The sequence below is a fragment of the Flammeovirga sp. EKP202 genome, assembly GCF_014534745.1.
Classification (GTDB): Bacteria; Bacteroidota; Bacteroidia; order Cytophagales; family Flammeovirgaceae; genus Flammeovirga.
The window spans coordinates 208,568-232,632 of the sequence record NZ_JACVVP010000003.1 but is presented as its reverse complement, the minus strand read 5'-3'; the positions used below and the strand labels follow the sequence as shown (position 1 = coordinate 232,632).

The following is a 24,065-nucleotide window of genomic DNA, read 5'->3' as shown; positions in this document are numbered from 1 at the left end:
ACTTCACTCACTTCCCTCCTATTACAAGGCTTTGATACAACTACTTTTGATCTATCACATTGATTGATCAAAAATTATTAAACATGAAAAAACTACTCGGAATACTTCTTATGGGAAGCATAATAATGGGGTGTACTTCTACAGCAGAAGAATCCTCTAAAGCAAAAACAAAATACGTAAAAATAGAAACGGTAGCAGATCAAAATATGAAGTCTGATATCACTTTTAATAGTCAAGTCAAAGAGAAAACGGAAGTGGTATTGTCTTTTAGAATTGGTGGTCCCATTCAAAAAGTAAAAGTGAAACAAGGCGATTATGTTAAGAAGGGACAGATTATCGCCCAAGTGGATCAACGTGATTATCTCTTACAATTAGAACAAACAAAGACTCAATACGAGCAGGCACAAAAAGAATTGGCCCGTTATCAGAAATTATATGACAACAATAAACTTCCTGAAAATACTTATGACAAAATGAAGTCTGGAGTAACGTTAGCGAAAATTGCTTTCGAAAATGCTCAAAATCAGCTTTACGATACAGATCTAAGAGCTCCAATTTCAGGTTATATTTCTTCAAAATTTATTAATGATCATACCACTGTTGGTCCAGGAGTACCAGTAGTAGCTATGATTGATGTTTCCACTTTGGAAGTCACTACTAAAGTTCCCTCTTCACAACTTCATTTAGTCCAATATATCAAGAAGGCTCAATTGGACATTCAAAGTTTACACTTAGAGCATCTTCCTTTGGAATTCAAAACCATCAGCGAAAAAGCAGGAAAAGATGATTTGTATGAATTGACTTTCCTTTTGAAAGATGCTGACCAACGTATAAAATCAGGAATGTTGGGTACTACACACGTTTCTTTTGAAGGAAAAAACACTCAGCTTTCTATTCCATTATCTTCTGTTTTTGATGGACAAAATGAAACTTCAGTTTGGGTGATTCGAAAAGGGAATACACTCAAAAAAAGAATTGTAGTATTGGGTAAACCATTAAATGATGGACGTGTGGAAGTACTGTCCGGTTTATCTACCAAAGAACAAATTGTAGTAGCAGGTGTGTATGACTTAATAGAAAACCAAATAGTAGCACCTATTCAACAACCATCGAAATCAAACATAGGAGGGCTATTATAATGTTAGAAAAATTATTAGATCAAAAAGCACTCATCACCTCATTGTTGATCGCAGTGCTGATAGGTGGGGTATTTTCTTACCTCAACATAGGTAAACTAGAAGACGCTGAAATTCCTTTAAAATCCGCCATTGTGATCACTCCTTATCCAGGTGCGACACAACATGAAGTAGAATTGGAAGTGACCGATGTTTTAGAGCGTGGTATTATGAAGCTAGAAAACATCGATAAAGTAACTTCCACTTCCTCTGCAGGCTTATCTGTCATCCAAATTGACATCCAACAAACTGTTGATACAGATGATTTACCACAACTCTGGGATCATTTGAGAAGAAAGGTCAAAGATGTAGAAATGTTTTTACCAAGTGGTGCTTACAGTCCTATTGTCAACGACGACTTTGCAGATACGTACGGTATGTTGTATGCCATCACTTCTGATGGGTACACTCTACCTGAACTTCAGAAATACACAGAGCTTGTTGAGAGAGAAATTTTAAAAGTAGACGGGATTAGAAGAGCTCAGATCTTTGGTAAACAAACAGAATCCATAGAGGTATTGTTTGATCAAGAGAAGCTCGCAGGCATGAAGATCAACCCGATCTTTATTGCAATGGAAATGAAAAACCAAAGTGAAATTGCCAATGCTGGAAACCTTGATGTAGACGCTCTATCTATGCGTATCAATGTAGAAAATAAGTTTGATGATATCAGTGATGTTGAAAACTTGATTATACAAATTCCTCAAGGAGGCACAGTGCGTTTAGGAGATATTGCTACCATCAAAAGAAGTTTTCTTGCTCCAAAACAGGAAGGTTTATATTTCAATGGTAAACAAGCTCTAGCTCTTGGTTTTTCTAATGAATCAGGAATCAATGTCGTAGAACTTGGTGATCGCTTGAGTGTACGTATGGCTGAAATTCAAGATGAACTTCCTGCCGGTATCCAAATCAAAGAAATTTACTCACAACCGAGTAGAGTAGAATTAGCCGTAAATGATTTTGTGTTCAACCTTGTCGTTTCCATTATCATCGTAATTGTGATCCTGCTATTAGCAATGGGCTACCGTTCTGGATTATTGATTTCTAGTGGATTGTTGTTTACCATTTTGGGTACATTAATCGTGATGTTGATGATCGATTTACCATTACACCGTGTTACTTTGGCCGCTATTATTTTGGCTATGGGTATGTTGGTGGATAACTCTATTGTAGTCGCTGATGGTATTTTGGTAGATCTCAAAAAAGGTATGAATCCTAAATTGGCTTTTGTCAATACGGCTAAGAAAACAGCTATGCCGTTATTGGGGGCTACTATGATTGCAATTCTTGCTTTCTTCCCACTAGCTATGGCCCCTCACTCAGCAGGTGAATTCTTAAGTTCATTATTTACAGTATTAGTGATTTCATTATTACTGAGTTGGGTTTTCGCTATGATTCAAACGCCTTTTATGGCGAAATATTTTTACAGAAAAGAAGGCAACAAAAGACAGGAAGATCAACCAACACCTTATGATAATTCGATCTATAGGTTATTCAAATCTTCGTTAATGTTTTCATTAAAATATAAAAACTCATTTTTGATTGGTACTACTGTTCTTCTCGTTGGGTCACTGTATGCAATGCAATTTATGAGAGTCGATTTCATGCCTAAGATTCCTTATGATCAGTTCGTCATCGAATACAAACTCCCTGAAGGAAGTAACCTAGAGGCAGTGGAAAAAGAGATGAGAGAGATTGAAGGAGAAATCGAGCAATTTGACAACATCAAAAATATCACACTTTCATTAGGTAGACCTCCTGCCCGATTCACTTTAATGCGACCAATGTCAAATGGAGGAATGAACTATGGCGAATTTATCATTGAAACGACTACTGTTGAAAGTGTCGCTGAAGTAATTCCAAAAGTGCAACAGTTCTTGGATGAAAATTACCCACATGCCAATTATAGATTATTGGAATACGGAGCGGCGTTTGAAAGTTCTGAGTTGGCCGTTGAGTTTAGAGGTCCAGACCCTGCCGTTTTAAGAGACTTAAGTAACCAAGCCAAATTGATATTATTGAATAGTCCAATGTCCAAAAATGTCACGGATGATTGGGGCAATAAATCCAAGAGAATCACGCCTCAATACTCCTTAGAACATGCGCAACGACTAGGAATCACACGATTGGACATGGGACGTTCTTTACAAATTCAATCTAATGGCATGCCGATCGGAGCCCTTTATGATGGTAAAAACCAGATTCCAATTGTGCTAAAAAGTAAAACTTCATTGGATCAGAATATTGAAAATATTGGCAATGTACCCGTTTGGGGCGAACGTTCTCAGTTCAGTGTTCCATTGGCACATATCACCGATTCCATAAAGGTGGACCTAGAAGATTTTGCAGTCAAAAGAATTGACGGTACAAGATGTATCAGTGTAGAAAGTGATGTGAAAGCGGGATCTACGGGTGTGGAACTTCTCAATGATATCAAAGAAGACATTGAAGCTATTCATTTACCCAACGGTTATTCTATCACTTACGGAGGAATGGTAGGCGTTCAAGACGATGCCAATAAAGCCCTATTCAAATACTTCCCGTTAGCCATTGGTTTGATTGTGATCATCACCATTGCCTTGTTCAATAACCTGAAGCAATCACTGATTGTATTTATGATGATTCCTTTTGCTTTTGTTGGGGTGAGTATCGGCTTCAATATCACAGGCATGTTCTTCAACTTCATGGCCATTATTGGAGCATTAGGCTTGATTGGTATGATCATCAAAAATGCCATTGTATTACTGGATGAAATCAACATTGGACTGGATGAAGGAAAAAGCAGATTGGAGGCTACAATTGATGCCGCTATGTCAAGAATGCGCCCTGTAATGATGGCTTCTATGACCACCATTCTCGGGATGATACCATTACTTTCTGACCCTATGTTTGGCGCATTGGCACTGACCATTATGGCTGGTCTTTTAGGAGGTACATTGATCACATTGATGGTCATTCCGGTGCTGTATGCCTCTATGTATCGTATTGAAGTAAAATAAGAAAATTATGAAAATGAATAAATTGGTTTTGATGGTAATGGGGTGGTTAATGATCACTCCTAGCCTTCAAGCACAAGAAGTCCTTTCATTAGAAAGTTGTAGGGAAATGGCTTTATCACACAACCGTGATTTGAAAACGGCCGCTCTACAAATCCAAGAGGCCGAGTCTAATTATAAATTAGCCAAGAAAGCGTATCTACCAAGTATTGAGGGATCAGCTACAGGTATTATGATGCCGACTTTGAACCTTGACCTTTTCCCCGGCATGGCTATTCCTGAAGGACCTACTATCCCTCCTATTGGTGTGGAAAATCCAGGTATCCTAACTGCTGGTGTTTTTGCTGTACAACCTATTTATACTGGTGGAAAAATAAAAGCGGTCAACGAGCAAGCTAAATTAGGTAAAGTGATGAGTCAGGAAAATTACAACTTGACTTATGCGGAATTGATTGAAAAATCAGATGAGGCCTATTGGAATGTGATCGCTGCTAAAGAAGGGGTAAAACTGACCAAAACGTATGTTGAGATGTTGGATAGTTTGGAATCTCAAATGGAATTGATGTACAATGAAGGTCTACTTCCATTGAGTGAAAAACTGAAGGTGAGTGTTCAGAAAAACCAAGCCGTTTTAGAGCAAGTGAAAGCCGAAAATCAAGTCACATTAGCTATTCTTTTTCTTAGTCAGATTATTGGAATTGAAGATGAAACGAAATATGAGTTTATGGACGAATTGGCCTTTCAATCTTCTTCCATCAATATCCAAGAAGGCGTCAATATTGGATTAGCACAACGTTCTGAAATTAAACTATTAGATAATCATATCAGAATAAATGAGCTGGAGCAAAAAGTAACACAAGCCGATTACCTTCCTCAAGTAGGTGTAATGGCCGGTGGTATGTATATCTACGGAAATAATGGACTGGACAATATTGACCCGATTGCAGTTGTGGGTGGTACGGTAAGGATTCCAATTTTCCACTTCAACGAAAGTCAGGAGAAAAGAACTGTTGCCCGACTTCAAACACAAAAAGCGATACACGAACGTGATAATGCTTCTGAAATAATTTCCATTGAAATCAAACAGATTGGATATCAATTAGAGGAAAATAGAAGATCCATTGGGATCGCTCAAGATAATATAACACAAGCACAAGAAAGCTTGGAAGAAACAAAAATCAGTTTTTCATCAGGTTTAAATACAACAACAGACGTTTTACAGTCACAGTCTGAATTACTAAGAATGCAGTTTGAATTGATCTTAGCCTTAAAAAATAATGAGGTATTAAAAACAAAATGGCTAAGAGCAACAGGACAGATTCATAACCCACCGATTAAATAGTAATCGTTATTTCCAACAATGAAAATGCATGTAATGTTAGTTGCATGTTCGCACTCTACCAAAAGTTTTTTACATTTGGTAGAGTGCATTTTTAAAGCCTTTATGATTCACAACGAAGATACCATATACGCCCCCAAGTACATTATCAAAAGGATATTTCTTACTATTCTATTGGGTTTTCTATCCAATAGTTTATTACTGCTACTAATGGGAGGAGCACCTGAAGGTATGAGCATTACTGTACCTTTTATTGGGGGAACATTATTCTACGTCATATTAGTAGAATCCATTATTTGGATTGATAAAAAACTAGAGAAAAAAATCCCTATCACCCCAAAAAACTTCAAGAAAAGAATTCTGAGTCAATTAGGCTATTCCTCTATTGTTGCAGTAGTAGTTATGGCTGGCTTGATGTACCTTATTCAGTTTCCCAATTATGAAAGAGATACTATCATTGCCACAGTACTTTTTCTTCTAATTTCTATTATTGTCTTTATATCCATTAGTTTCATTTTCCTACTGTTCAGAATTGTCAAAAAAGGATTGGAAATGGTCATGGAAGTAGAAAACCTTAAAGTAGAGAAATTAGAAATGAGTTATAAGGCACTTCAAGATCAGTTGAACCCCCATTTTTTCTTCAATAACTTAAGTATCTTAAAGTCACTGATTGTTCTGAAAAAAGAAGAAGAAGCAAAGAATTTTATACAAAATTTCTCAAGTATCAGCCGATATGCCCTACAACATTCGGATTGGGTGACGATCTTAGTCAAAGCAGAAATTGAATTTGTAAAACAATATACTTCACTACATCAAGAAAGGGCAAAGAATAGTATTTTTCTAGACATCAATATTTCTGAAAAATGCATGAGTAAGGAAATTCCTCCTATGACTTTTCAATTGCTAATTGAGAATGCCATCAAACACAATATTGCCGATACGCATTCACCTTTGAACATTGAAATTTTGGAAGAAGAGGGATATATTGTGATTCAAAATTCATTAAATAAAAAACCTTCTGCCTACTCTACCAAAAAAGGATTGGAGAACCTTAAAAAGAGATTTGCCATATTGATCGACCAACCTTTGGTTATTGAAAAAACAACCACACATTTTAAAGTAAAATTACCCTTATTATAAAACCATAGATAAATGAACTACTTAATTATTGAAGATGAGATGTACAATGCAGAAATGTTGGAACTGATGGTTCAAACACTTCGCCCCGATTGGAATTTAATGGATAAAATTGATAAGGTCAGTACTGCGGTAGATTGGTTTTCATCACCCAAAGCAGAAAACTGCGATGTCATTTTTATGGATATTCAACTAAAAGACGGTATTTCATTTTCAATATTTGATCAAGTTCATATCCCTCAACCCATCATTTTCACCACGGCTTTTAATCAGTATGCTATTCAAGCTTTTGAAGTCAATAGTGTAGATTATCTTTTAAAACCTGTAGACGAAAATAAACTTATCAAATCGATTGAAAAACTGGAAGCTAGTAAGACGCCTAATAAATCGGAGCAAATCGATTATCAATTGATTCTTTCCGCTATTCAAGGAGAGAAAAAAGAATATAGAAAGCGTTTTTTGATTCATGGTACTCAGGCTTTTTTTAAACTTGATGTCAATGAAATTGCCTACTTAAAAAGCGAAGCCAACATTACTTCAGCAGTATTATTTAGTGGAAAAGAGCATATTTTAAATCACACCTTAGAAAGCTTGGAATCACAACTAGATCCTAAGTACTTTTTCCGAGTCAACAGAAGTTGTATTGTCAATATCCAAAGTATTAAAAGTTTTGAAAATCACTTTGGTGGAAAATTAGTCGTATTCTTAACCACCAATGAACACCCCGAAATAATGATCAGCCGTCTAAAGGCCAACTCGTTTAAAATGTGGATCGATCAATAAAAAATAGCCTTGTCATTTCACTTTATGACAAGGCTATTTCTTTTTTTTAGCGGCCTTTTTCCTTTTCTTATTTTCTTTCTTGAATTTCTTGGCTTCGTCTTGCAATTTCTTTCTCCCTGCTGCATAGGTTAGGATTTTCGAATAATAAAGTTCGGCGTTATCCCAATCCTGTTTTTGTTTGGCGTATCGAGCCAAAGCCGCTAAGGAATAATGATAGTAACCTGAGCCATAATCACCAATATCTTCTACAAACTTGACTGCTCTCTGATAGTAGTAATTGGCCTTTTCGGGATTACTGAGGTAATCTCTGTAATAGGCTCCAAGGTAAAAAGCGGCGTACCTTCCACTCATTTCTTCGTAACCAAACATGCCCTCGTCTACTCTTTCTAAAAGTAATTTACTCACGGTATACAACTGAGGGTAACGACCACTATAATAAAGTAGTCGTGCATAGTACCTTTGGAAGTAAGGGTTGTTTGGATATTTTTTGTATAAATATTCAGAGATCTGTAATGCACGAATCATTTTACCGCCACTTGATGAATGTACTTTCATGAGATAGTACATGGCTTCAATACGGGTATAAAAAGCCTCCTTGCCACATGTTTCTAACTGTTCAATACCTAAAGCCTTGTCTCCTCCATCAAACATCCACAATACCGTTCTGAGCATTCTGTAGTTTTCCTTGATCCATTCTACATAATAGTTATACAAACCATCACCGTACAATAACTCCGGCGTAAGAGGCGTCTTCGGCATCCCTTTGAGTTTATCAAAATAGTTTAATGCCTTTCTTACTGCAAAAGTAGCTTTGGCCCAATTGTGTCTTTCACCGTTCAAACGACCTTCGAAGGCCCAAGTTCCTGCTAGAATAAAAAGTGCTTCTTGATTTTCTTTGTCTTTCTTATAAATCTTATCTGCGAAATAAATGGCAGAATCCATGTAAACAAAAAAGTCTTTATCGTAAGAGGTATTTTCAATATTGGGTACAATTTTCCACCATTGTGAAAGGCCCAATAAGAAGTAAGGAAGGGGATGCTCAGGGTAATGGCTTTTAAGCCAGTTGAATTGTCCTTCTGCGACTTTGAAGTCAAAATTATACATAGCATCTATACCTGATGTGATTTCTAACTGTACAGTCAGATTTGTCATCAGCATATCTACTTCATCCAAAGACGGCAAGGTAGTCTGGGCCCTTGCGCCATTCGCAAAAAAGGAAGAGGTAATCAATGCTACAAAGAGTGAAAAGTATCTTTGCAACGTACGTTTTGTATTAGGTATAATTAGCATATAAATAGATCGTCCCCAATAAGCTCTAAATCAAAATTACTTTCTACTACTGCTTGCTTCTTATTTTACTTTGCGATAATTGCCTCCTAAAAAGTTTGAATAGAATCACCATAAAGGCATTTTTAGCGTTGCACTCACAAAAAAGATTCAAGAATTAATGGTCAACTAATTTTGCCTTAGTACTTAGAACATCCTAAGTTATCATCAAGAAACAAATTACTTCCTAGATCGACTCCTTAATTTAAATTATTTAAGTTTTTTTATAATTCAGATTACATCTTCCAATAGTTTTTCAGTGTCAAGCATCATTTTTACTATTTCTTCAATCAGTTTTTCTGTTTTTTCAAGAAAGTCTAAATCTTGATCATCTCCTATAGGCTGATCCACTTTACAAGTTTTTAAACCTTCATTTATTTTTCTAAAGAAATAAAATCCAGAAGCTACTCCTTTGCCCAAATCAATGTCTGTTAGGTTTTCCTTTTGAATAACTTTTCTTGCATTATTGAGTTTTCCCTGAAATCTTTTATTTGACGCATCCAAACCTGCTTTCGTCAATAGATAACTATAAACTACTAATTGTAAAAACTTTCCTTTATGCTCGTCTTCCAATAATTCAGTCCAGTTTTTCACTCCTAAATCAGCCGGGTTATAGCCTCCCGATTTATAATCCACCACTCTCAATTGTCCATCAATGACATCAATTCTATCCGCCATACCTGAAAGTTTCACCGGAATTCTTTCACCTTCTACTTCCACTTCAAAGGTATGATCTACAAATTTTTCCAATCCAACAATTGTGATCGCTTTATCATTCGATTTTTCTATTTCTTCAATCTGTTTTTTGAAAAAGCGTTCCAATAGATTTTGAGCCACCGCTTTGAGCAATAAATTTTGTCCTCTGCTTAAATCAGCCCCCTCTTCTTTTGCTGTATCCTGAATCAATTTGAGAATAAAAGTCTTATCAGCAATCGCTTGTTCAAAATGCTCTTTTCTCAATACAAAAGGAGTTTCTGTATCAGTATCGCTTAGCCCTGCCATTCTTCTTAAGCCCCATTCACAAGCCAAGTGAATCAGATTACCAAATGTCCTGTTATCCAAATCTTCTTCTACCTCTTCCTCTTCCTTCAGTTTGAGTACTTTTTCATCAATAAAAGTGAGTGGATTTCTTATAAATGAATTCAAGGCCGAAGGACTGACCCCTCCTGCTAATCGTTCTTTGATTCTTTTTTGAAGTACTTCTTCTTTTTCAATCGTAACAGGCAATGCCATCGCTTTATCGGCTTTTGACAATAACCATACATCTGACTTCAAGGTAATTTGATTGGAAGGGATCTCTGCCAGTTCTTCTTTGACTTGCAACACCAATCGGCTCATTTCACCGATGTCTCCTCCTGCATTTCCATCTAAATAAGCAAAAACTAAGTTTTCAGCTCTATGGAACAAACGATAAAAAGTATAAGCAAAAGCAGCCTCATTATCCATATAAGTTGGCATACCATACTGCACCCTAGTATCAAAAGGAATAATCGCTTCTACTGCTTTCTTGATCGGTAGGTTCCCTTCATTACAAGAAAGGATCAGTATATTTTTAAAGTCCAACGCTCTACTCTCTAACATACCCATAATCTGTAATGGTGCAATTGGTACACCCGTAAATGGAACATTGGAAGAACGTAACAATTCTAAAAGCAATGATTTGAACACTGAAATGGATAATTGACCGTTTTCTTGTGCAAATTGAGGTAAAGTATCTTGAAGACGACGGATGACTTTATAAAACTGTATGAGTAATTCCCCTTCAAAAGATTCTTCCAATGATTCTGAAGAAGAGATACCTAAAGTATCAGGGTTTGCTTTTAAAATTTCTGCCAATACTTTGATCAGTTCAACAAAAGAACTCAAAGCATTACGATAATCATTACCCCAATATTGGAAAACAGCTTTATAAATAGGATGCTTATCTCCCCAATCATTTATTTTTTCTAAAGGCACCCAAACCATTTTCTGTTTGACTATTTCATCCAAAATGGTAGTTGAAATCTCTTCAAATTCTTTCAATGAACTTGTGTACTGAAAATAAGGATGTCTTAATACATTTTGAACATCTTTGAAATAGGCACTTCTCTCACTCCCTTCCGAAGGTTTCATTCTTTCCTGTAACTGGAAGATTGTTCTCAACAAATCAAACAGAGGTGTTTTGAAGAAAGGCATACCCATTGTAATGTTGGTCATTTGAGCCAAACTCTTGTCTTCTCCAAAATCGATTTCAGGAAGAGATCGCAGAAGTGCAGGCAACAATGCCTCATCAGGAAGTAAAATGGCAGTATGGTTAAGTGTCTTTTGGAATTCAGCTCTTTTCTCTGGAGTATCCAATAAACTTTTCAACCACTCACCCGCATATTTCGCTTGTCCCACTACATTACTGATGGCTTTAATTTCCACCTGTTTTGGATGCGTGCTCCACCAATCTTTTTGAAAATCGATATGCTGTTTCGCAAACCCTTCCGTGTAGCGTCTTAAATAATGTCCTGCCTCGTGATATTTACTGAAATACTGCTTGTCTGCATCAAAGAACGTTTGTGCTTTCCCGATGTCTGTTAACTTCTGTACAATGGCCTGTTCCACTCCTGACATTTGTGAGAAGCCGGCAAATATTACTTTTTTAATGCCTAGATAATCTATTCGATCCTCAAGGTGGTTATAAGCTTCTCTAAAAGCCAATCCACCATACGCAAAACCTTCTTTCTTTAATTCGTCTTTAAACTCAAAATAAGTAGAAGAAAGATTCTCCCAAAACTCTAAAAAGTCCGCCATTGTTTCCTTCTTAGCAAACAACTCCTTCTTCACCTTCTCGATCATTTCATCTTCCTCGCCTAATGACTCTGCCCAATGTTCAATGGCTTTTGTTTCTTTCAGATGCTCAAACATTTTTTCAGCTTGTTCTTCTGAAAGGTTGTTATCAATCATATTGAACTCTCTCAATAATGATTTCCCTAAAGCACCAAACTTTTCAATAGTGATGGTTTTATCTTTTTTTCTGTAAAGAGAAAATAATTTAAAAAGTAGCGTCACACCATCTGCTTTCACAAGATTAGACAAACGCTCTGCAAAACCTTCCATTGATAATACTGCAGGTGCAATGGTGGTATGTGGAATTACTTCACCAAAGTATTGTTTGAAATACATACCGGCTCTTCGAGACGGAAGCACCACAATGATTTTGGTGAGTTGTTGCTGGTGTTCAGCATAAATTCGTTGAGCAACTGATTTTAGAAATGGAAGATTGTAATCTTGTGACATCTGTAAGGTTTTAAAAGTAATGCAACGAAAATACAAACAGATCATAGATCACAAAAGAAGATTAATACTTTCTATGTATTTTTTATGAAGGCAACATTTTTTTGTATCTTACGTTCACGAAACTAAATCGCAGTTATCTCGCTGTATTTTAATAATCAATTGCATTTCATTCTCTCATCAAATAACCCTTTTACTTCCATACTATGAATATCTTCAAAGTAATATTCGGATTCTTTCTTTTAAGTTTATTATTTCTCTTTACCCCCTTCCTAAAAATGATTACATGGCTAGGCATACAATTAGTCTCCTTTATCACCTGGTTTGGAATGGGAGCATTAGCGTTAATGATTGGTGCCTACTTTCAAATGAGAAAATGGACTAGAAAAAGCCCTAAAAATACGCTCCATCAACCTTCTTAGAATAGCTACATCATTAGTTAAGAAATAAGCACATTTTCACCACAAATTTTACCCTTTTTGTAGAAATAGCTTAGATAGATATTGAACTATATTCAATTCTTTACTGTTTTTGATTAAGTGTAATTTGACCCTTATTTTTATTATTACATGCAATTCACATCACGTTCATCTTAATTTGATAACTAGTTTTTAATTTGCAACAAAATCCACGTTAAGCTTAATCGCTTATCCTCAAGAAAATGACAACATTACCCCCAAAGCATGTTGTTCTTTAACAAGTCGGAAGAGGATTATCTAAATATTATCTTATTTATGTAAAATACTCGAAAATTTATTTGGAAATATTTCTTAAAAAGAGAATTTTTTGAATTAAAAATGTGAATAAAGTTATATTTTTAGTTTAATCTTTAACATTACAACGGTTTCGCAACCGGTTACATAAAATCTTTCTTATTTTGATGACCTACATCATACTAATCCATAAATAATTTATAAAAATTGCACATGCATTAAGAAACGTCATAACGACGTCACTTAATGCATGTAAACAATAAAACAATTAAATTTTAATATTAATATGTCACGTTTCGAACAAGATTTTAAGCACCCTTATGCTTACGACCCAAAATATAAAAAACGTGTAGCCTACTTCTGTATGGAGTTCGCTATTGACCAACCATTCAAGATTTATTCTGGTGGTCTTGGTTTCTTAGCGGGTTCGCACATGCGTTCTGCTTATGAGTTAAACCAAAACTTTATCGGTATTGGTATTCTTTGGAAATATGGTTACTATGACCAAGTACGTAAAGGTAACCAGGAGATGGATGCCTTATTCCAAGAGAAGATCAACAACTTCTTAGAAGACACAAACATTAAATTTACTATTCAGGTAAATGGTCACCCAGTTTGGGTAACTGCGAAGTACTTACGTCCAGGTGTGTTCAATACTGTACCGATGTTCTTCTTAACAACTGACCTTCCTGAAAACGACTACTTATCGCAGTCAATCTCTCACCGTCTTTATGACGCTGATGCTTCTGCAAAAGTAGCTCAATATATGCTTTTAGGTTTAGGTGGCGCTAAACTTCTTGACGAGTTGGAATACAACGCGGAAGTTTACCACTTCAACGAAGCACACGCATTACCGGCAGCGTTCCACTTAACGAACAAGTTTGACGGTGATATGGAGAAAGTGAAAGAATTATTAGTATTCACTACTCACACTCCTGAAGAAGCTGGTAACGAGAAACACGATATCCACTTCTTAAATAAATTAGGTTACTTCAATGGTATTCCATTAGACCAAGTTCGTAAGATCACTGGTATCCAAGACGATACTTTCGATCACTCACTAGCTTGTCTACGTCTAGCTAGAGTAGCCAACGGTGTATCTAAATTACACGGTGAAGTATCTAACGATATGTGGAACAAATATGGTAACATCTGCCGTATTACTTCTATCACAAACGCTCAAAACCGTACTTACTGGGCTGATGAGCAATTATACAATGCTCTTCACAAGGAAGAAGATGAGCAATTAATCAAACGTAAGCGTTACTTAAAAGCGAAATTATTCGAAACAGTAGCGGATCAAACGGGTAAATTAATGGACCCTAAGAGACTTACTATCGTTTGGGCTCGTCGTTTTGCAGCTTATAAACGTGCGGACTTGATCACAAGAAACAAAGAGCGTTTCGACCGTATCATGAACAACCCTGACAAGCCAATCCAAATCATCTGGGCAGGTAAGCCTTACCCAATGGATTACGGTGCGGTTTCTACGTTCAACCAATTAGTTCACTTATCGAAATCTTACAGCAACATGGCTGTATTAGTAGGTTATGAATTAAAACTTTCTCGTAAGTTGAAGCAAGGTTCTGACGTATGGTTAAACAACCCTCGTGTACCTCGCGAGGCATCTGGTACTTCAGGTATGACTTCAGCGATGAACGGTGGTATCAACCTTTCTACTGATGATGGTTGGATCCCTGAATTCGCTAACGGTGAGAACTCTTTCGTTCTTCCATTAGCAGACTTGAACGCTCCAGTTCATGAGCAAGACGAGCAAGATTTGAACAGCTTATTAGACATCTTAGAGAATGAAATCATTCCTATGTACTATGATGAGCCTGATACTTGGACTGAGCGTGTGAAAAACTCTATGCGTGACGTTCTTCCTTACTTCGACGCTAACCGTATGGCGTTACAGTACTACGAAAAATTATACAATGAGTAAGAATTAGTTGTTTTCGTCAATGAAACATTATTAATTCAAGCAATTTGTTATTAAATATTAAGCGAGTTTACTTCGGTAGGCTCGCTTTCTTTATTTTTGTGAACATGATTATCATATTCAACAATATCATTCCTTTTAAAGGTTTTACAGCATTAGCTTGTTATCCTTTTCTTTTTGTTCGTTATGAATTTAAAAGTTATCAACATACCAACAATTGGTATCGAATGATTCAACATGAAAAAATTCATTTCAAGCAGCAAATAGAAATGTTATTCCTTTTTTTCTATTGCTGGTATGTGGTTGAGTTTGTAATTCGGTTGGTTATTCACAAAAATGTTGATAAAGCCTATAGAAATATCTCTTTTGAGAAAGAAGCATACCAATATGAACAAGATGAAAACTACTTATTCACACGAAAAAAATTCCATTGGCTTCATTTTTTAAAAGGATAAAATTATCACTACAGAAAAATAAGTGTTAAAAGTACATCTTTTTATTTAAGTGATTTCCTCCCAAAAACAAACACAAACAACTATATATCAATCAATTACATATTAATGTTGTAATAATTTGGTAAAGATTACATTTCCATTGTAATGATCAAGTTGACGCCTATAATTTCAATACACAATTATTAACACCTAACATTGTAACAGACAATCGCTAATCCTCTCTATGAATAAAAGTCGATAGATGAAATGAATATCCGACAAAGTATGATCTATTTTAAATACTAACGATTAGCGACTTAATACATAATCATTTTTAGTAATACTTATTAATTATCTGTTACGTTATGAAATTAAAAACTTTTTTAATTGGAGCTTTCTATGCACTTACTTTCATGCTAATGGGATGTACAGAAAGTACAGTAGAAGAAATCATTGAAGATATTGAATCAGCAACTGGAATTGCTTTAGACCAAACTAGCGTAGAACTTGAAGAAGGACAAACTGCTGAATTAACAGCAAGTCTTGAACCTGCTGATATCAACGGGGAGATTACATGGAGTACTTCTGATGCCAATATCGCTACTGTTGATAATGGTACTGTTACAGCCGTAGCAGAAGGTACAGCGACAGTGGTTGCTTCACATGGAGTATTTACTGCATCTTGTAATGTAACTGTTACAAAACCTGCTGTCAGCGAACCAGATCCTAATTTACCGTCTTCATTAAAAGGAAGCGAATACTTTGTAGTACAAATGGATCAAACTTCATTTGAAGCTATCGAAGATAGAGTGTCAGCTGATTTACGTCCAGACGAAGGTTCTAAGTTTTTATATATCTGGGATAATACATTCAACAATGGTACACCTCAAGGCAATAACTTTTACGGTTTAGAAGAAGGTTGGATCAGCTTAGTCGTAGGCTCAGTAGGTTGGTCAGGAGCAGGTTTCTTTGCTAGTACATCTTATGGTGACATCGATATGACTGCTATTCACCAAAACCCTGATAATTATGTATTTCACGCTGCTCTCAAAAGTTCTCAAGATAATACATCTTACACATTGATGTTTGCAGACGGTACTTCAGAAATCAAAGTAGTTGTTGGACCAACTGCTCAAGAAGGTATTGCTCCTTATACAGACTTTACTAGAGATGGAGAATGGCAATCTGTTGAGATTCCGATGTCCCATCTTATCGATAACGGATTAAACTTAAGTAGCCCAATCTCAAATGTAAATGTTTTAGCAGTGTTAGCTGGTGGAACAACGGGTACTACTTTCGATATGGATGCTGCTTTCTTCTACAAGAAAGCTGAATAACGAATTCAATTATAATTGATTAAAAGCAAGCTCGTGGTAGGATGCTTTTAAGTACAAGTACTGGGATAAGGAAATGTGAAAACTAAGAAGGAAGTGTGTATTATTAAATTTGCTTCAAACGATCCTTTCTCCATTAGTGATCAATATAGAATTATCCTGGTGCTTCACTTCCATCATCATTTAAAAAACCTTATTTTATAAATACGTTATCAACAGTTGATTTATTTATAAAGGACAATCAACAAAAAAATTAAGAAATGAAATATTTAGGCATACTCCTACTCAGTTTAATGAGTCTCACTAGTTGCGATAGCAATGACGTTACACAAGAAGACGGAATTGATTTACAATTGGATCATTCCACAATGGAAATAAAAGTGGGTGAAACAGCTACTGTAAAAGTTGTACAAGCCCCTACCACGGATGCCACTCTAGTTTGGGCATCTAGCAATGAAGATGTTGCTACTGTATTCCATGGAGTAATTACAGCTGTAGGAAGTGGAAATGCAACAATATCGGCAACTTTAGGTGATCAACAAACTACAGTAGCGGTGAAAGTGAATCCTCTAGAATATGCTTTAGTTTGGTCAGATGAATTTGATGGCGATGCATTGAATATGGACAACTGGACGTATGAAGTAAATGGTTCAGGTGGTGGAAACGGTGAGTTGCAATATTATACAGACAGACAAGAAAACCTTCGAGTTGAAAATGGTCATTTGATCATTGAAGCTAGAAAAGAAGACTATCTTGGAAAAGAATATACCTCCGCTCGAATTGTCTCAAAAGACAAAAAAGATTTTAGATATGGTAAAATTGAAGCGAGGTTAAAAGTACCTGATGGTAGAGGTACATGGCCAGCACTTTGGATGTTGGGATATGGTTCATGGCCTCATGCAGGTGAGATTGATATTATGGAATATGTAGGATATGATCCTAATACTTTCCACTGCGCCCTTCATACTAAAAACAAGAACGGTATGAACGGACAAAATGCCAAAGGAAGTAAAACTTATTCAACAAACGTATCCGACGACTTCCATGTGATTACGATGGAATGGGTAGAGGATGAATTAAACGGTTTTGATCGTATTCATGTATCGGTTGATGGAGAACTAATCAAAACGTTTGCCGAAACTGCTCAACTAAGAGATAGCGGTGACTGGCCTTTCCATGAGCCTTTCTTCCTCATCGTCAATTTGGCCATTGGTGGTTCTTGGGGTGGTGTAAAAGGGATTGACAATAGTATTTTTGATGAAGAAGTACTGTTTGAAATCGATTACATCAGAGCCTATCAATTACAATAGAACTTAACAGTATTATCAAAAAGAATCAAAAGATTTTCTGATAATTTTCATTTTCATAATAATAACTAAAACAAACTTCAAACGAATAGAGTGTGTAGTGACTCGATGAAGTTCAAATATCGCTAAACTATCTTTCATACTTCAGGTTAGATAATTATAGAATAAAGTACCTTCGTAGACTTCTATGAAGGTACTTTTATTTTTAATATATTTGATTGGAAGCATACCCCACTTCCATCATGAAATGAATGACTTTTTTATTAAAATTTAATCCAGCATCTAATGATATCAAGTTTTTTGGAATTGTTTTTTTTCAACTGTCTATATCCTATTGATCAGTATAAGACTAAAAAATCACATTCTCCATTTTGCCTGATGCACCCCAATACTAAGAGCTTATTACTTATATTCTTGGCTCTTCTTCCTCTTTTAAATCAACCTATTTTTGCAGGGGTAAAAACACCACATATTGTCAATTACAACAAAACGGATTATCAAGCAGGACGCCAGAATTGGGATGTAAAAATTGATCAATATGGTATTGTGTATTTTGGTAATTCAGAAGGAATGCTATACCATAATCATGGAGAATGGGGGTTAGCACAATTACCATCTAAAGCAGGAGTTCGAGCATTATGTATTGATGAACACCTAATATGGGTAGGAGGTAAAGAGTACGGCTATTTTTCAAGAACCAAAGAAGGGGAGTTTGAGTTTACGCCAATCGGTATTTTGGAATATGAACAGATATGGAATATTGAAGTAGTTGGCAACACCGTTATTTTTCAAACTGAAGACAAAATTATTTTATATCATAAATTAGAAAAAGTAACCAAAATACTTACTTATTATGAGGGGATAAGTGCCATAGTGAAATGGCAAGAAAAAGCTTGGGTACTGCTACGCAATGGTAAAATCGGTTTTATTAAAGATGGAAAACTTCAAATTCAACAAACAATTGATGCATTCATCAATCAACAAGTTCGTCACCTTTTTGTACATCAGAACCAAATTTATGTACCGCTTCATACTGGAGAACTCTATCGTTTTGATGGTAAAGTAGCGAGCAAAGTACCATTATCATCCGCTCTTCAGCAAAAATCTTTCTTTACGGGAATCTCCTACGACAAAAACTCCATAGGTATCGGAACAGTGACTGACGGCTTTATAAGAGTGGACCAATCAAGAAAGGTAACACATCAGGCCAAACAACAAGAAGGACTTCTAGATAACACGATTTTATCTATGGCTAGAGATGATATGGGAAACATTTGGCTTGGTCTTGATTATGGAATTGCCAAACTCGAAATACAAAGTGCTTTTACTACATTATTTGATGGTGCTGCTACTTACTCTATTACAGATTTTGGTGGGTCAACTTTTTTAGGGACTAACAAAGGACTTTATAAAGCAAATCAGTACCATAAGTTTGAGCTAGAAGAACTGATAAAAGGACAAATATGGAATACTAAAATTATTGACAATGAACTGTTCATTAGTCATAACTCTGGACTTGCTAAATATACTAAAAAGGGGTTGGAAGACATGTCCATCAACAAAGGGGTTATTGATATCGCTCGTTTTGAAGGTACGCCATTTTATGTCGTTTCGACCTATGATGGCTTAATGCTCTATGCTAAAGACTTGGGGAAGTTATGGTATGTCAGTAAACCTGATGTTTATGGATTTTCAAAATTGTATTATGATCAAGAAAACAATTGTATATGGGGAGAGGTCAAAAATAAAGATCTTCTTAAAATCACACTCAATAGAGATGCAACCATAACAGTGACCTCAGTAAAGGGATTTAAAAGAGTATTTGACACTAATAATCGATTGATTTTTGGGGACAACAAGCAGTTCTTTAGCTATAAGAATGGACAGTTTAAGGTATTGGATCACCCATTACTCAAAACAATTCGAGAGGGTGATGTTGCAGTCTTAGCTTTTAATGAAAAAGAAAACTATGTCAGTTTTATACAAAATCATCAATTGAATTTGCTAGAACTACTTTCTGATGGTAGCATACACTCCTACGCTTCGTTAATGAAACCGTTCAATACCGACATTAATAAAGACTTTGAATACCTGAATTTCAAAGGAGATCAATTGAGATTAGCAACAGACAGGGGCGTAATGACTTTCGATGTAAAATATCAATCTACTTTTACAAAAGAGCCTCAACCAATTATTACATCTTTAGAGATCAATAATAAAAGAAGAAAATATACCTATCCCTATTTCAACAGCATTGAATTAGAGAAAGGAGAAAAAGATATCACATTTCATTTTCAAATTGATAAACTCTCTTTTGATATTGCTCAATTTAGATACAAATTATTACCGCTAGAAAAGGAATGGTCAGCTTGGCAAACAGGAGTTTCTTCTTTTACTAAACAGCAACTTAACGGTGGTGATTATACGATTGTACTGCAAAGCAAGATCAATGATGGAGAAATACGGGAAATGGACTTGAACTTCAGTATTGAGAGATATTGGTATGAAACCCCTCTCTTTTATCTTCCTGTTTTGTTAATTATTGTTCTTTTTGTATACCTGATACGAAAATTAGTGAAGTCTATTTATTTCAAAAAACTCACTTCAGAAAAGAAACATATAGAACAGCAAAATGCGAAAGAAATTATATCCTTGAAGGAAGAGCAATTATTGAAATACATGGAGATTATCAACCATAAGGATACGTTCTTAATGAAGGTACAAGCTGGACTTGATAAAATGAAAAGCAATGAGGCCAAAAAATGGTCACAATTAATTGAAAGTGAAGTCAACAAAGAAAAAAAAGATCTCCTTTTCCATCAATTGTTTTCTGAGATACAACAAGATTTTATCAAATCTATTACTGAAAAATATCCGTCTCTTACAGCAAATGATATTCGAATATTATCCTTCATTCGTATCAATTTAAGCAGCAAGGAAATTGCAGACCTAATGCATATCACCCCTAGAAGTCTTGACACAAGTCGCTATAGATTAAGGAAGAAACTCAACCTTGAACAAGGCGTTGACCTCCATAAATTTGTCAGAAAGTTTGAATAAAAAAATCCCTTCAAGAATAAATTCTCCTGAAGGGATGTACTTCATCTAATGATCAAGTAATTATTAATATACAAACTTCCTATTGACGCTATTACAACAAGCTATTCATTTATAATAGCATTTATCTTAATGTGTTTTCCCTAACTAATGGTGAAAACACTGTTGTTTCAATATTACTTTCTACCGTAAAGCATAATTTTTCTTTGAAGACTGTCTCTGTTCGCTTTTTCAATATTAACAGTATCTGTTGAAAGAGCCTTCATATAAGTTGCTAACGCTTTATCTGTTTGTCCTAAACGTACATAATAGTCACCTAGTACTTCTAAGTTCTTTGCATTCTCGTCGATTGAGATCGCTGTATCAATCCACTCTTTCGCTAATGCTAAATCTGCATTCCAGTTGATTGATAATAGTGCTGCTTTAGTATAAGTTTCCCAATCGTTTGCTTCTGCTTTAGCGACCATTTCTGATAATTTAGAGGTATTGGATTCATTTGTGATTTCAAGGTTTGAAGCAAATGAAACTACTGAAGATAATGTGATAACTAAAGAGATAAATAACTTTTTCATAAGAGTATAATTTTAAATTTTTGTAATGATTACGTTTTGTTTTACACTCTAACAAGATTCCATCTTTGTGCCACAAAATCACAAATCACTTAAATTCAAACACTTACACATCAAAATCCTACTACCACACTAATTACTAATGTTCGTTAACGAACGTAATTTCCTGAAATGGCACATTTTATTGTTCATTTTTAGAAAAGTGTAATGTTACATAAATAAAATGTTACATCATCAGTAGATTATTTGGTAAATATCTTTGGTTACTTGAAGTTTTTTTCAAAACTCGATCAATTTCTGACTAGGTCTCAAGAAAATAGGGATAAAAAAATAACCTAGCTACAAAATGCAGCTAGGTTAAATTTCTACTTTACGTTTCGAAATAAATCTCCAGCCACGACCTTTGGTATTCCAAAAGGAAGAGCAGGATGATTTTTCTATTAATCAAATTTTCAGATTATAATTTCTTTAATCCTTTTAACTCTGATTTGTCTTTTGCTTCAACAATGCTGATTGCATAACCACCACCTGGAGCAGTAAATTGAGCTAATTTAGATTTGCTTGTCACAACGTATTTCTTGATTTCGTATGCTTGAGGATTGTCTTTATAGTGAGCATCCTTAGCATCAGCGTATACTGTTGCGATGTATTTTTTACCTTCTGTTAAGAAATCGAATTTGATTGTAGAAGTACGAGGTGTTTCGTCGTTTGTTTTACCAACATACCAGTTGTCAGCACCTTTTTCCTTACGAGCGTAAGTCACATAGTCACCTGGCTCAGCTTCTAATACCAATGTCTCATCCCAATCAATAGCAACATCTTTGATGAATTGGAATGCATCCATGAACTTCTCGTAGTGTTGTGGCAAGTCTGCCGCCATTTGTAATGGAGAGTACATTGTCACGTATAATGCTAACTGACGAGCAATTGTAGTTCTTACATAAGAAGTTCTGCTTGGATCGTACTCGCTGATGTCTGTTACGAAGATACCTGGAGTGTAATCCATTGGACCACCAATCAATCTTGTGAAAGGAAGGATTGTAGTGTGATCAACGTTGTTACCAACAAATGCTTCGTATTCAGTACCTCTTGCTGATTCGTTACCGATCAAGTTAGGGTAAGTTCTGCTTAAACCTGTAGGACGAACTGCTTCATGAGCGTTCACCATGATTTTGTAATCTGCCGCTTTCTTCACTGCATATAAGTAGTGGTTGTTGATCCACTGTGAGTAGTGGTGATCACCTCTTGGTAAGATTGGGCCTACATAACCTGACTTTACAGAATTGTAACCGTTGTCAGCCATAAATTGGTAGGCTTTGTCCATGTGACGCTCGTAGTTTCTTACTGAACCAGAAGTTTCGTGGTGCATCATCATTTTGATGTTCTTAGATTTCGCATATTCACGAACTTCATCCACATCAAAGTCAGGGTAAGGAGTTACAAAATCGAAAACATAGTCTTTAGACTTACCGAACCAGTCTTCCCATCCTTCGTTCCATCCTTCTACTAATAAAGCATCAAATCCGTGCTCTGAAGCGAAGTCAATATATCTTTTTACGTTTTCAGTATTTGCGGCGTGCTTACCGTTAGGCTTTGTTTTAGAGTAGTCTGTTACTCCTAAGTGTACTGAAGGTACGTCATCAGTGTAAGCCCATGAGCTCATACCTGTAATCATTTCCCACCATACACCCATGTATTTTACTGGCTTGATCCATGATACGTCTTCGATAGCACATGGCTCGTTCAAGTTCAAAGTGATTTTTGATAATAAGATATCACCTGCATTTTTTGAAGCGATAACTGTTCTCCAAGGCGTAGGACGAGGTGCTTGCATGTAACCTTTTACACCTTGAGCATCTGGTGTTAAGTGAGATTCAAATACAAAGTTTTTGTCATCTAAATCCAAGTGCATACATGAGTACTCTACTAAAGCAGCTTCGTGAAGGTTGATGTAAGTACCGTTGTCTGATTTCATCATTAAAGCAGTTTGTACACCTGTTTGCGAGAAACCTTGCTGAGAAACGTTACCTGTATATGCTTTGTCCATTAAACCTCTAATTTCAGATAATTTAGAAGTCATGTAATCATACTCTTGTGTGTCGTAGTCACCAGGAATCCACCATGCTTTGTGGTCACCTGTCATTGCAAACTGTGTTCTTTCTTCTTCAATAACGAAGTACACTAAGTTCTTTTGTGCAGGGAATTCATATCTGAAACCTAAACCATCATCAAAAAGACGAAAACGAATCATCATTGTTCTGTCTGTTGATTTTTGGTTTAAAGTCACTAATAATTCATTGAAGTGGTTTCTGATTTCTTTTGATTCGCCCCATACTGGCTCCCAAGTTTCATCAGCTGAAGACTCTTTCGTATCTACTACTTTAAAGCCTTTGATTAAATCTTCTGAATCTTTTAATTGAAGACCTAACTTACTTTCTTTGATGATAGCTTCACCGTCTAGATCCAATGCATAAGTAGGAGTACCTTCTCCATTCACATCAAATTTCAATGTGAAATTGCCGCTAGGCGATTGGAGAGATTGTGCATTTACCTGAAAGGCAAATACTGTAATTAAGATTGCTAATAAATATGTTCTCATAACTGTGTGATTATTTTTTTCATTTCGATGACACAAACTTAGTGTATGTTTTACACCCAGAGAAGTAGAAGTTGTTAAAAAGTAGTTCAATAA

The 24,065-nt window shown here is 35.7% G+C and carries 15 protein-coding genes; 11 read left to right on the top strand and 4 right to left on the bottom strand.

Annotation, left to right across the window (positions count from 1 at the left end):
* Window positions 1-83: 83 nt before the first annotated feature.
* The 5 genes from IC221_RS03020 (at window position 84) to IC221_RS03000 (ending at window position 7,430) form a co-directional block, all read left to right on the top strand.
* Window positions 84-1,139: an efflux RND transporter periplasmic adaptor subunit gene (locus IC221_RS03020; RefSeq protein ID WP_188167542.1), complete on the top strand. Its 1,056-nt coding sequence runs from the start codon at window positions 84-86 to the stop codon at window positions 1,137-1,139.
* Window positions 1,139-4,174 carry an efflux RND transporter permease subunit gene (locus tag IC221_RS03015; protein ID WP_188167541.1) on the top strand — a complete coding sequence of 1,012 codons (3,036 nt, stop codon included), beginning with the start codon at window positions 1,139-1,141 and terminating at the stop codon, window positions 4,172-4,174. Before IC221_RS03020 ends, IC221_RS03015 begins: the two co-directional genes overlap by 1 nt.
* A gap of 7 nt (window positions 4,175-4,181) precedes the next feature.
* Window positions 4,182-5,513 carry a TolC family protein gene (locus IC221_RS03010; RefSeq protein ID WP_188167540.1) on the top strand — a complete coding sequence of 444 codons (1,332 nt, stop codon included), beginning with the start codon at window positions 4,182-4,184 and terminating at the stop codon, window positions 5,511-5,513.
* A gap of 102 nt (window positions 5,514-5,615) precedes the next feature.
* The gene (locus IC221_RS03005) at window positions 5,616-6,650 is read left to right on the top strand and encodes a sensor histidine kinase (RefSeq protein ID WP_188167539.1); all 1,035 of its coding nucleotides are present in this window, start codon (window positions 5,616-5,618) and stop codon (window positions 6,648-6,650) included.
* Window positions 6,651-6,662: 12 nt separating this feature from the next.
* Complete coding sequence (locus tag IC221_RS03000; protein WP_188167538.1) at window positions 6,663-7,430, top strand: LytTR family DNA-binding domain-containing protein; 768 nt, start codon at window positions 6,663-6,665, stop codon at window positions 7,428-7,430.
* 33 nt (window positions 7,431-7,463) lie between these two features.
* Here IC221_RS03000 and IC221_RS02995 read toward each other — a convergent pair whose 3' ends face one another.
* Both IC221_RS02995 and IC221_RS02990 read right to left on the bottom strand, forming a co-directional pair.
* Window positions 7,464-8,720, bottom strand: coding sequence for a tol-pal system protein YbgF (locus IC221_RS02995; protein WP_188167537.1), 1,257 nt, complete (start codon window positions 8,718-8,720; stop codon window positions 7,464-7,466).
* A 267-nt stretch (window positions 8,721-8,987) separates the two neighbouring features.
* Window positions 8,988-12,020 carry a PD-(D/E)XK nuclease family protein gene (locus IC221_RS02990; protein ID WP_188167536.1) on the bottom strand — a complete coding sequence of 1,011 codons (3,033 nt, stop codon included), beginning with the start codon at window positions 12,018-12,020 and terminating at the stop codon, window positions 8,988-8,990.
* Between the two features lie 275 nt (window positions 12,021-12,295).
* Between IC221_RS02990 and IC221_RS02985 the strand changes: the two genes are divergently transcribed.
* The 6 genes from IC221_RS02985 to IC221_RS02960 all read left to right on the top strand — a co-directional run bounded on the left by IC221_RS02985 (window position 12,296) and on the right by IC221_RS02960 (window position 20,807).
* A complete protein-coding gene (locus tag IC221_RS02985; RefSeq protein ID WP_156152282.1) occupies window positions 12,296-12,439 on the top strand; it encodes a hypothetical protein in 144 nt (47 codons plus the stop codon).
* 577 nt (window positions 12,440-13,016) lie between these two features.
* Complete coding sequence (gene glgP, locus IC221_RS02980; protein ID WP_188167535.1) at window positions 13,017-14,675, top strand: alpha-glucan family phosphorylase; 1,659 nt, start codon at window positions 13,017-13,019, stop codon at window positions 14,673-14,675.
* Window positions 14,676-14,779: 104 nt separating this feature from the next.
* On the top strand, window positions 14,780-15,127 hold the full coding sequence (locus IC221_RS02975; RefSeq protein WP_188167534.1) for a hypothetical protein: 348 nt from the start codon (window positions 14,780-14,782) through the stop codon (window positions 15,125-15,127).
* Between the two features lie 344 nt (window positions 15,128-15,471).
* A complete protein-coding gene (locus IC221_RS02970; protein ID WP_188167533.1) occupies window positions 15,472-16,443 on the top strand; it encodes an Ig-like domain-containing protein in 972 nt (323 codons plus the stop codon).
* Between the two features lie 257 nt (window positions 16,444-16,700).
* On the top strand, window positions 16,701-17,750 hold the full coding sequence (locus tag IC221_RS02965; protein WP_082026438.1) for a family 16 glycosylhydrolase: 1,050 nt from the start codon (window positions 16,701-16,703) through the stop codon (window positions 17,748-17,750).
* 282 nt (window positions 17,751-18,032) lie between these two features.
* Window positions 18,033-20,807 carry a hypothetical protein gene (locus tag IC221_RS02960; RefSeq protein ID WP_188167532.1) on the top strand — a complete coding sequence of 925 codons (2,775 nt, stop codon included), beginning with the start codon at window positions 18,033-18,035 and terminating at the stop codon, window positions 20,805-20,807.
* A gap of 173 nt (window positions 20,808-20,980) precedes the next feature.
* Here IC221_RS02960 and IC221_RS02955 read toward each other — a convergent pair whose 3' ends face one another.
* Together IC221_RS02955 and IC221_RS02950 are read right to left on the bottom strand one after the other, a co-directional pair.
* A complete protein-coding gene (locus IC221_RS02955; protein WP_188167531.1) occupies window positions 20,981-21,376 on the bottom strand; it encodes a hypothetical protein in 396 nt (131 codons plus the stop codon).
* A 454-nt stretch (window positions 21,377-21,830) separates the two neighbouring features.
* Window positions 21,831-23,972, bottom strand: a complete 2,142-nt coding sequence (locus tag IC221_RS02950) for a glycoside hydrolase family 97 protein (RefSeq protein ID WP_188167530.1) — start codon at window positions 23,970-23,972, stop codon at window positions 21,831-21,833.
* Window positions 23,973-24,065 lie beyond the last annotated feature (93 nt).

Coding starts and splice junctions, on each gene's coding strand:
- IC221_RS03020 (WP_188167542.1), top strand. CDS start 84: ATGAAAAAACTACTCGGAATACTTCTTATGGGAAGCATAATAATGGGG.
- IC221_RS03015 (WP_188167541.1), top strand. CDS start 1,139: ATGTTAGAAAAATTATTAGATCAAAAAGCACTCATCACCTCATTGTTG.
- IC221_RS03010 (WP_188167540.1), top strand. CDS start 4,182: ATGAAAATGAATAAATTGGTTTTGATGGTAATGGGGTGGTTAATGATC.
- IC221_RS03005 (WP_188167539.1), top strand. CDS start 5,616: ATGATTCACAACGAAGATACCATATACGCCCCCAAGTACATTATCAAA.
- IC221_RS03000 (WP_188167538.1), top strand. CDS start 6,663: ATGAACTACTTAATTATTGAAGATGAGATGTACAATGCAGAAATGTTG.
- IC221_RS02995 (WP_188167537.1), bottom strand. CDS start 8,720: ATGCTAATTATACCTAATACAAAACGTACGTTGCAAAGATACTTTTCA.
- IC221_RS02990 (WP_188167536.1), bottom strand. CDS start 12,020: ATGTCACAAGATTACAATCTTCCATTTCTAAAATCAGTTGCTCAACGA.
- IC221_RS02985 (WP_156152282.1), top strand. CDS start 12,296: ATGATTACATGGCTAGGCATACAATTAGTCTCCTTTATCACCTGGTTT.
- glgP (WP_188167535.1), top strand. CDS start 13,017: ATGTCACGTTTCGAACAAGATTTTAAGCACCCTTATGCTTACGACCCA.
- IC221_RS02975 (WP_188167534.1), top strand. CDS start 14,780: ATGATTATCATATTCAACAATATCATTCCTTTTAAAGGTTTTACAGCA.
- IC221_RS02970 (WP_188167533.1), top strand. CDS start 15,472: ATGAAATTAAAAACTTTTTTAATTGGAGCTTTCTATGCACTTACTTTC.
- IC221_RS02965 (WP_082026438.1), top strand. CDS start 16,701: ATGAAATATTTAGGCATACTCCTACTCAGTTTAATGAGTCTCACTAGT.
- IC221_RS02960 (WP_188167532.1), top strand. CDS start 18,033: ATGATATCAAGTTTTTTGGAATTGTTTTTTTTCAACTGTCTATATCCT.
- IC221_RS02955 (WP_188167531.1), bottom strand. CDS start 21,376: ATGAAAAAGTTATTTATCTCTTTAGTTATCACATTATCTTCAGTAGTT.
- IC221_RS02950 (WP_188167530.1), bottom strand. CDS start 23,972: ATGAGAACATATTTATTAGCAATCTTAATTACAGTATTTGCCTTTCAG.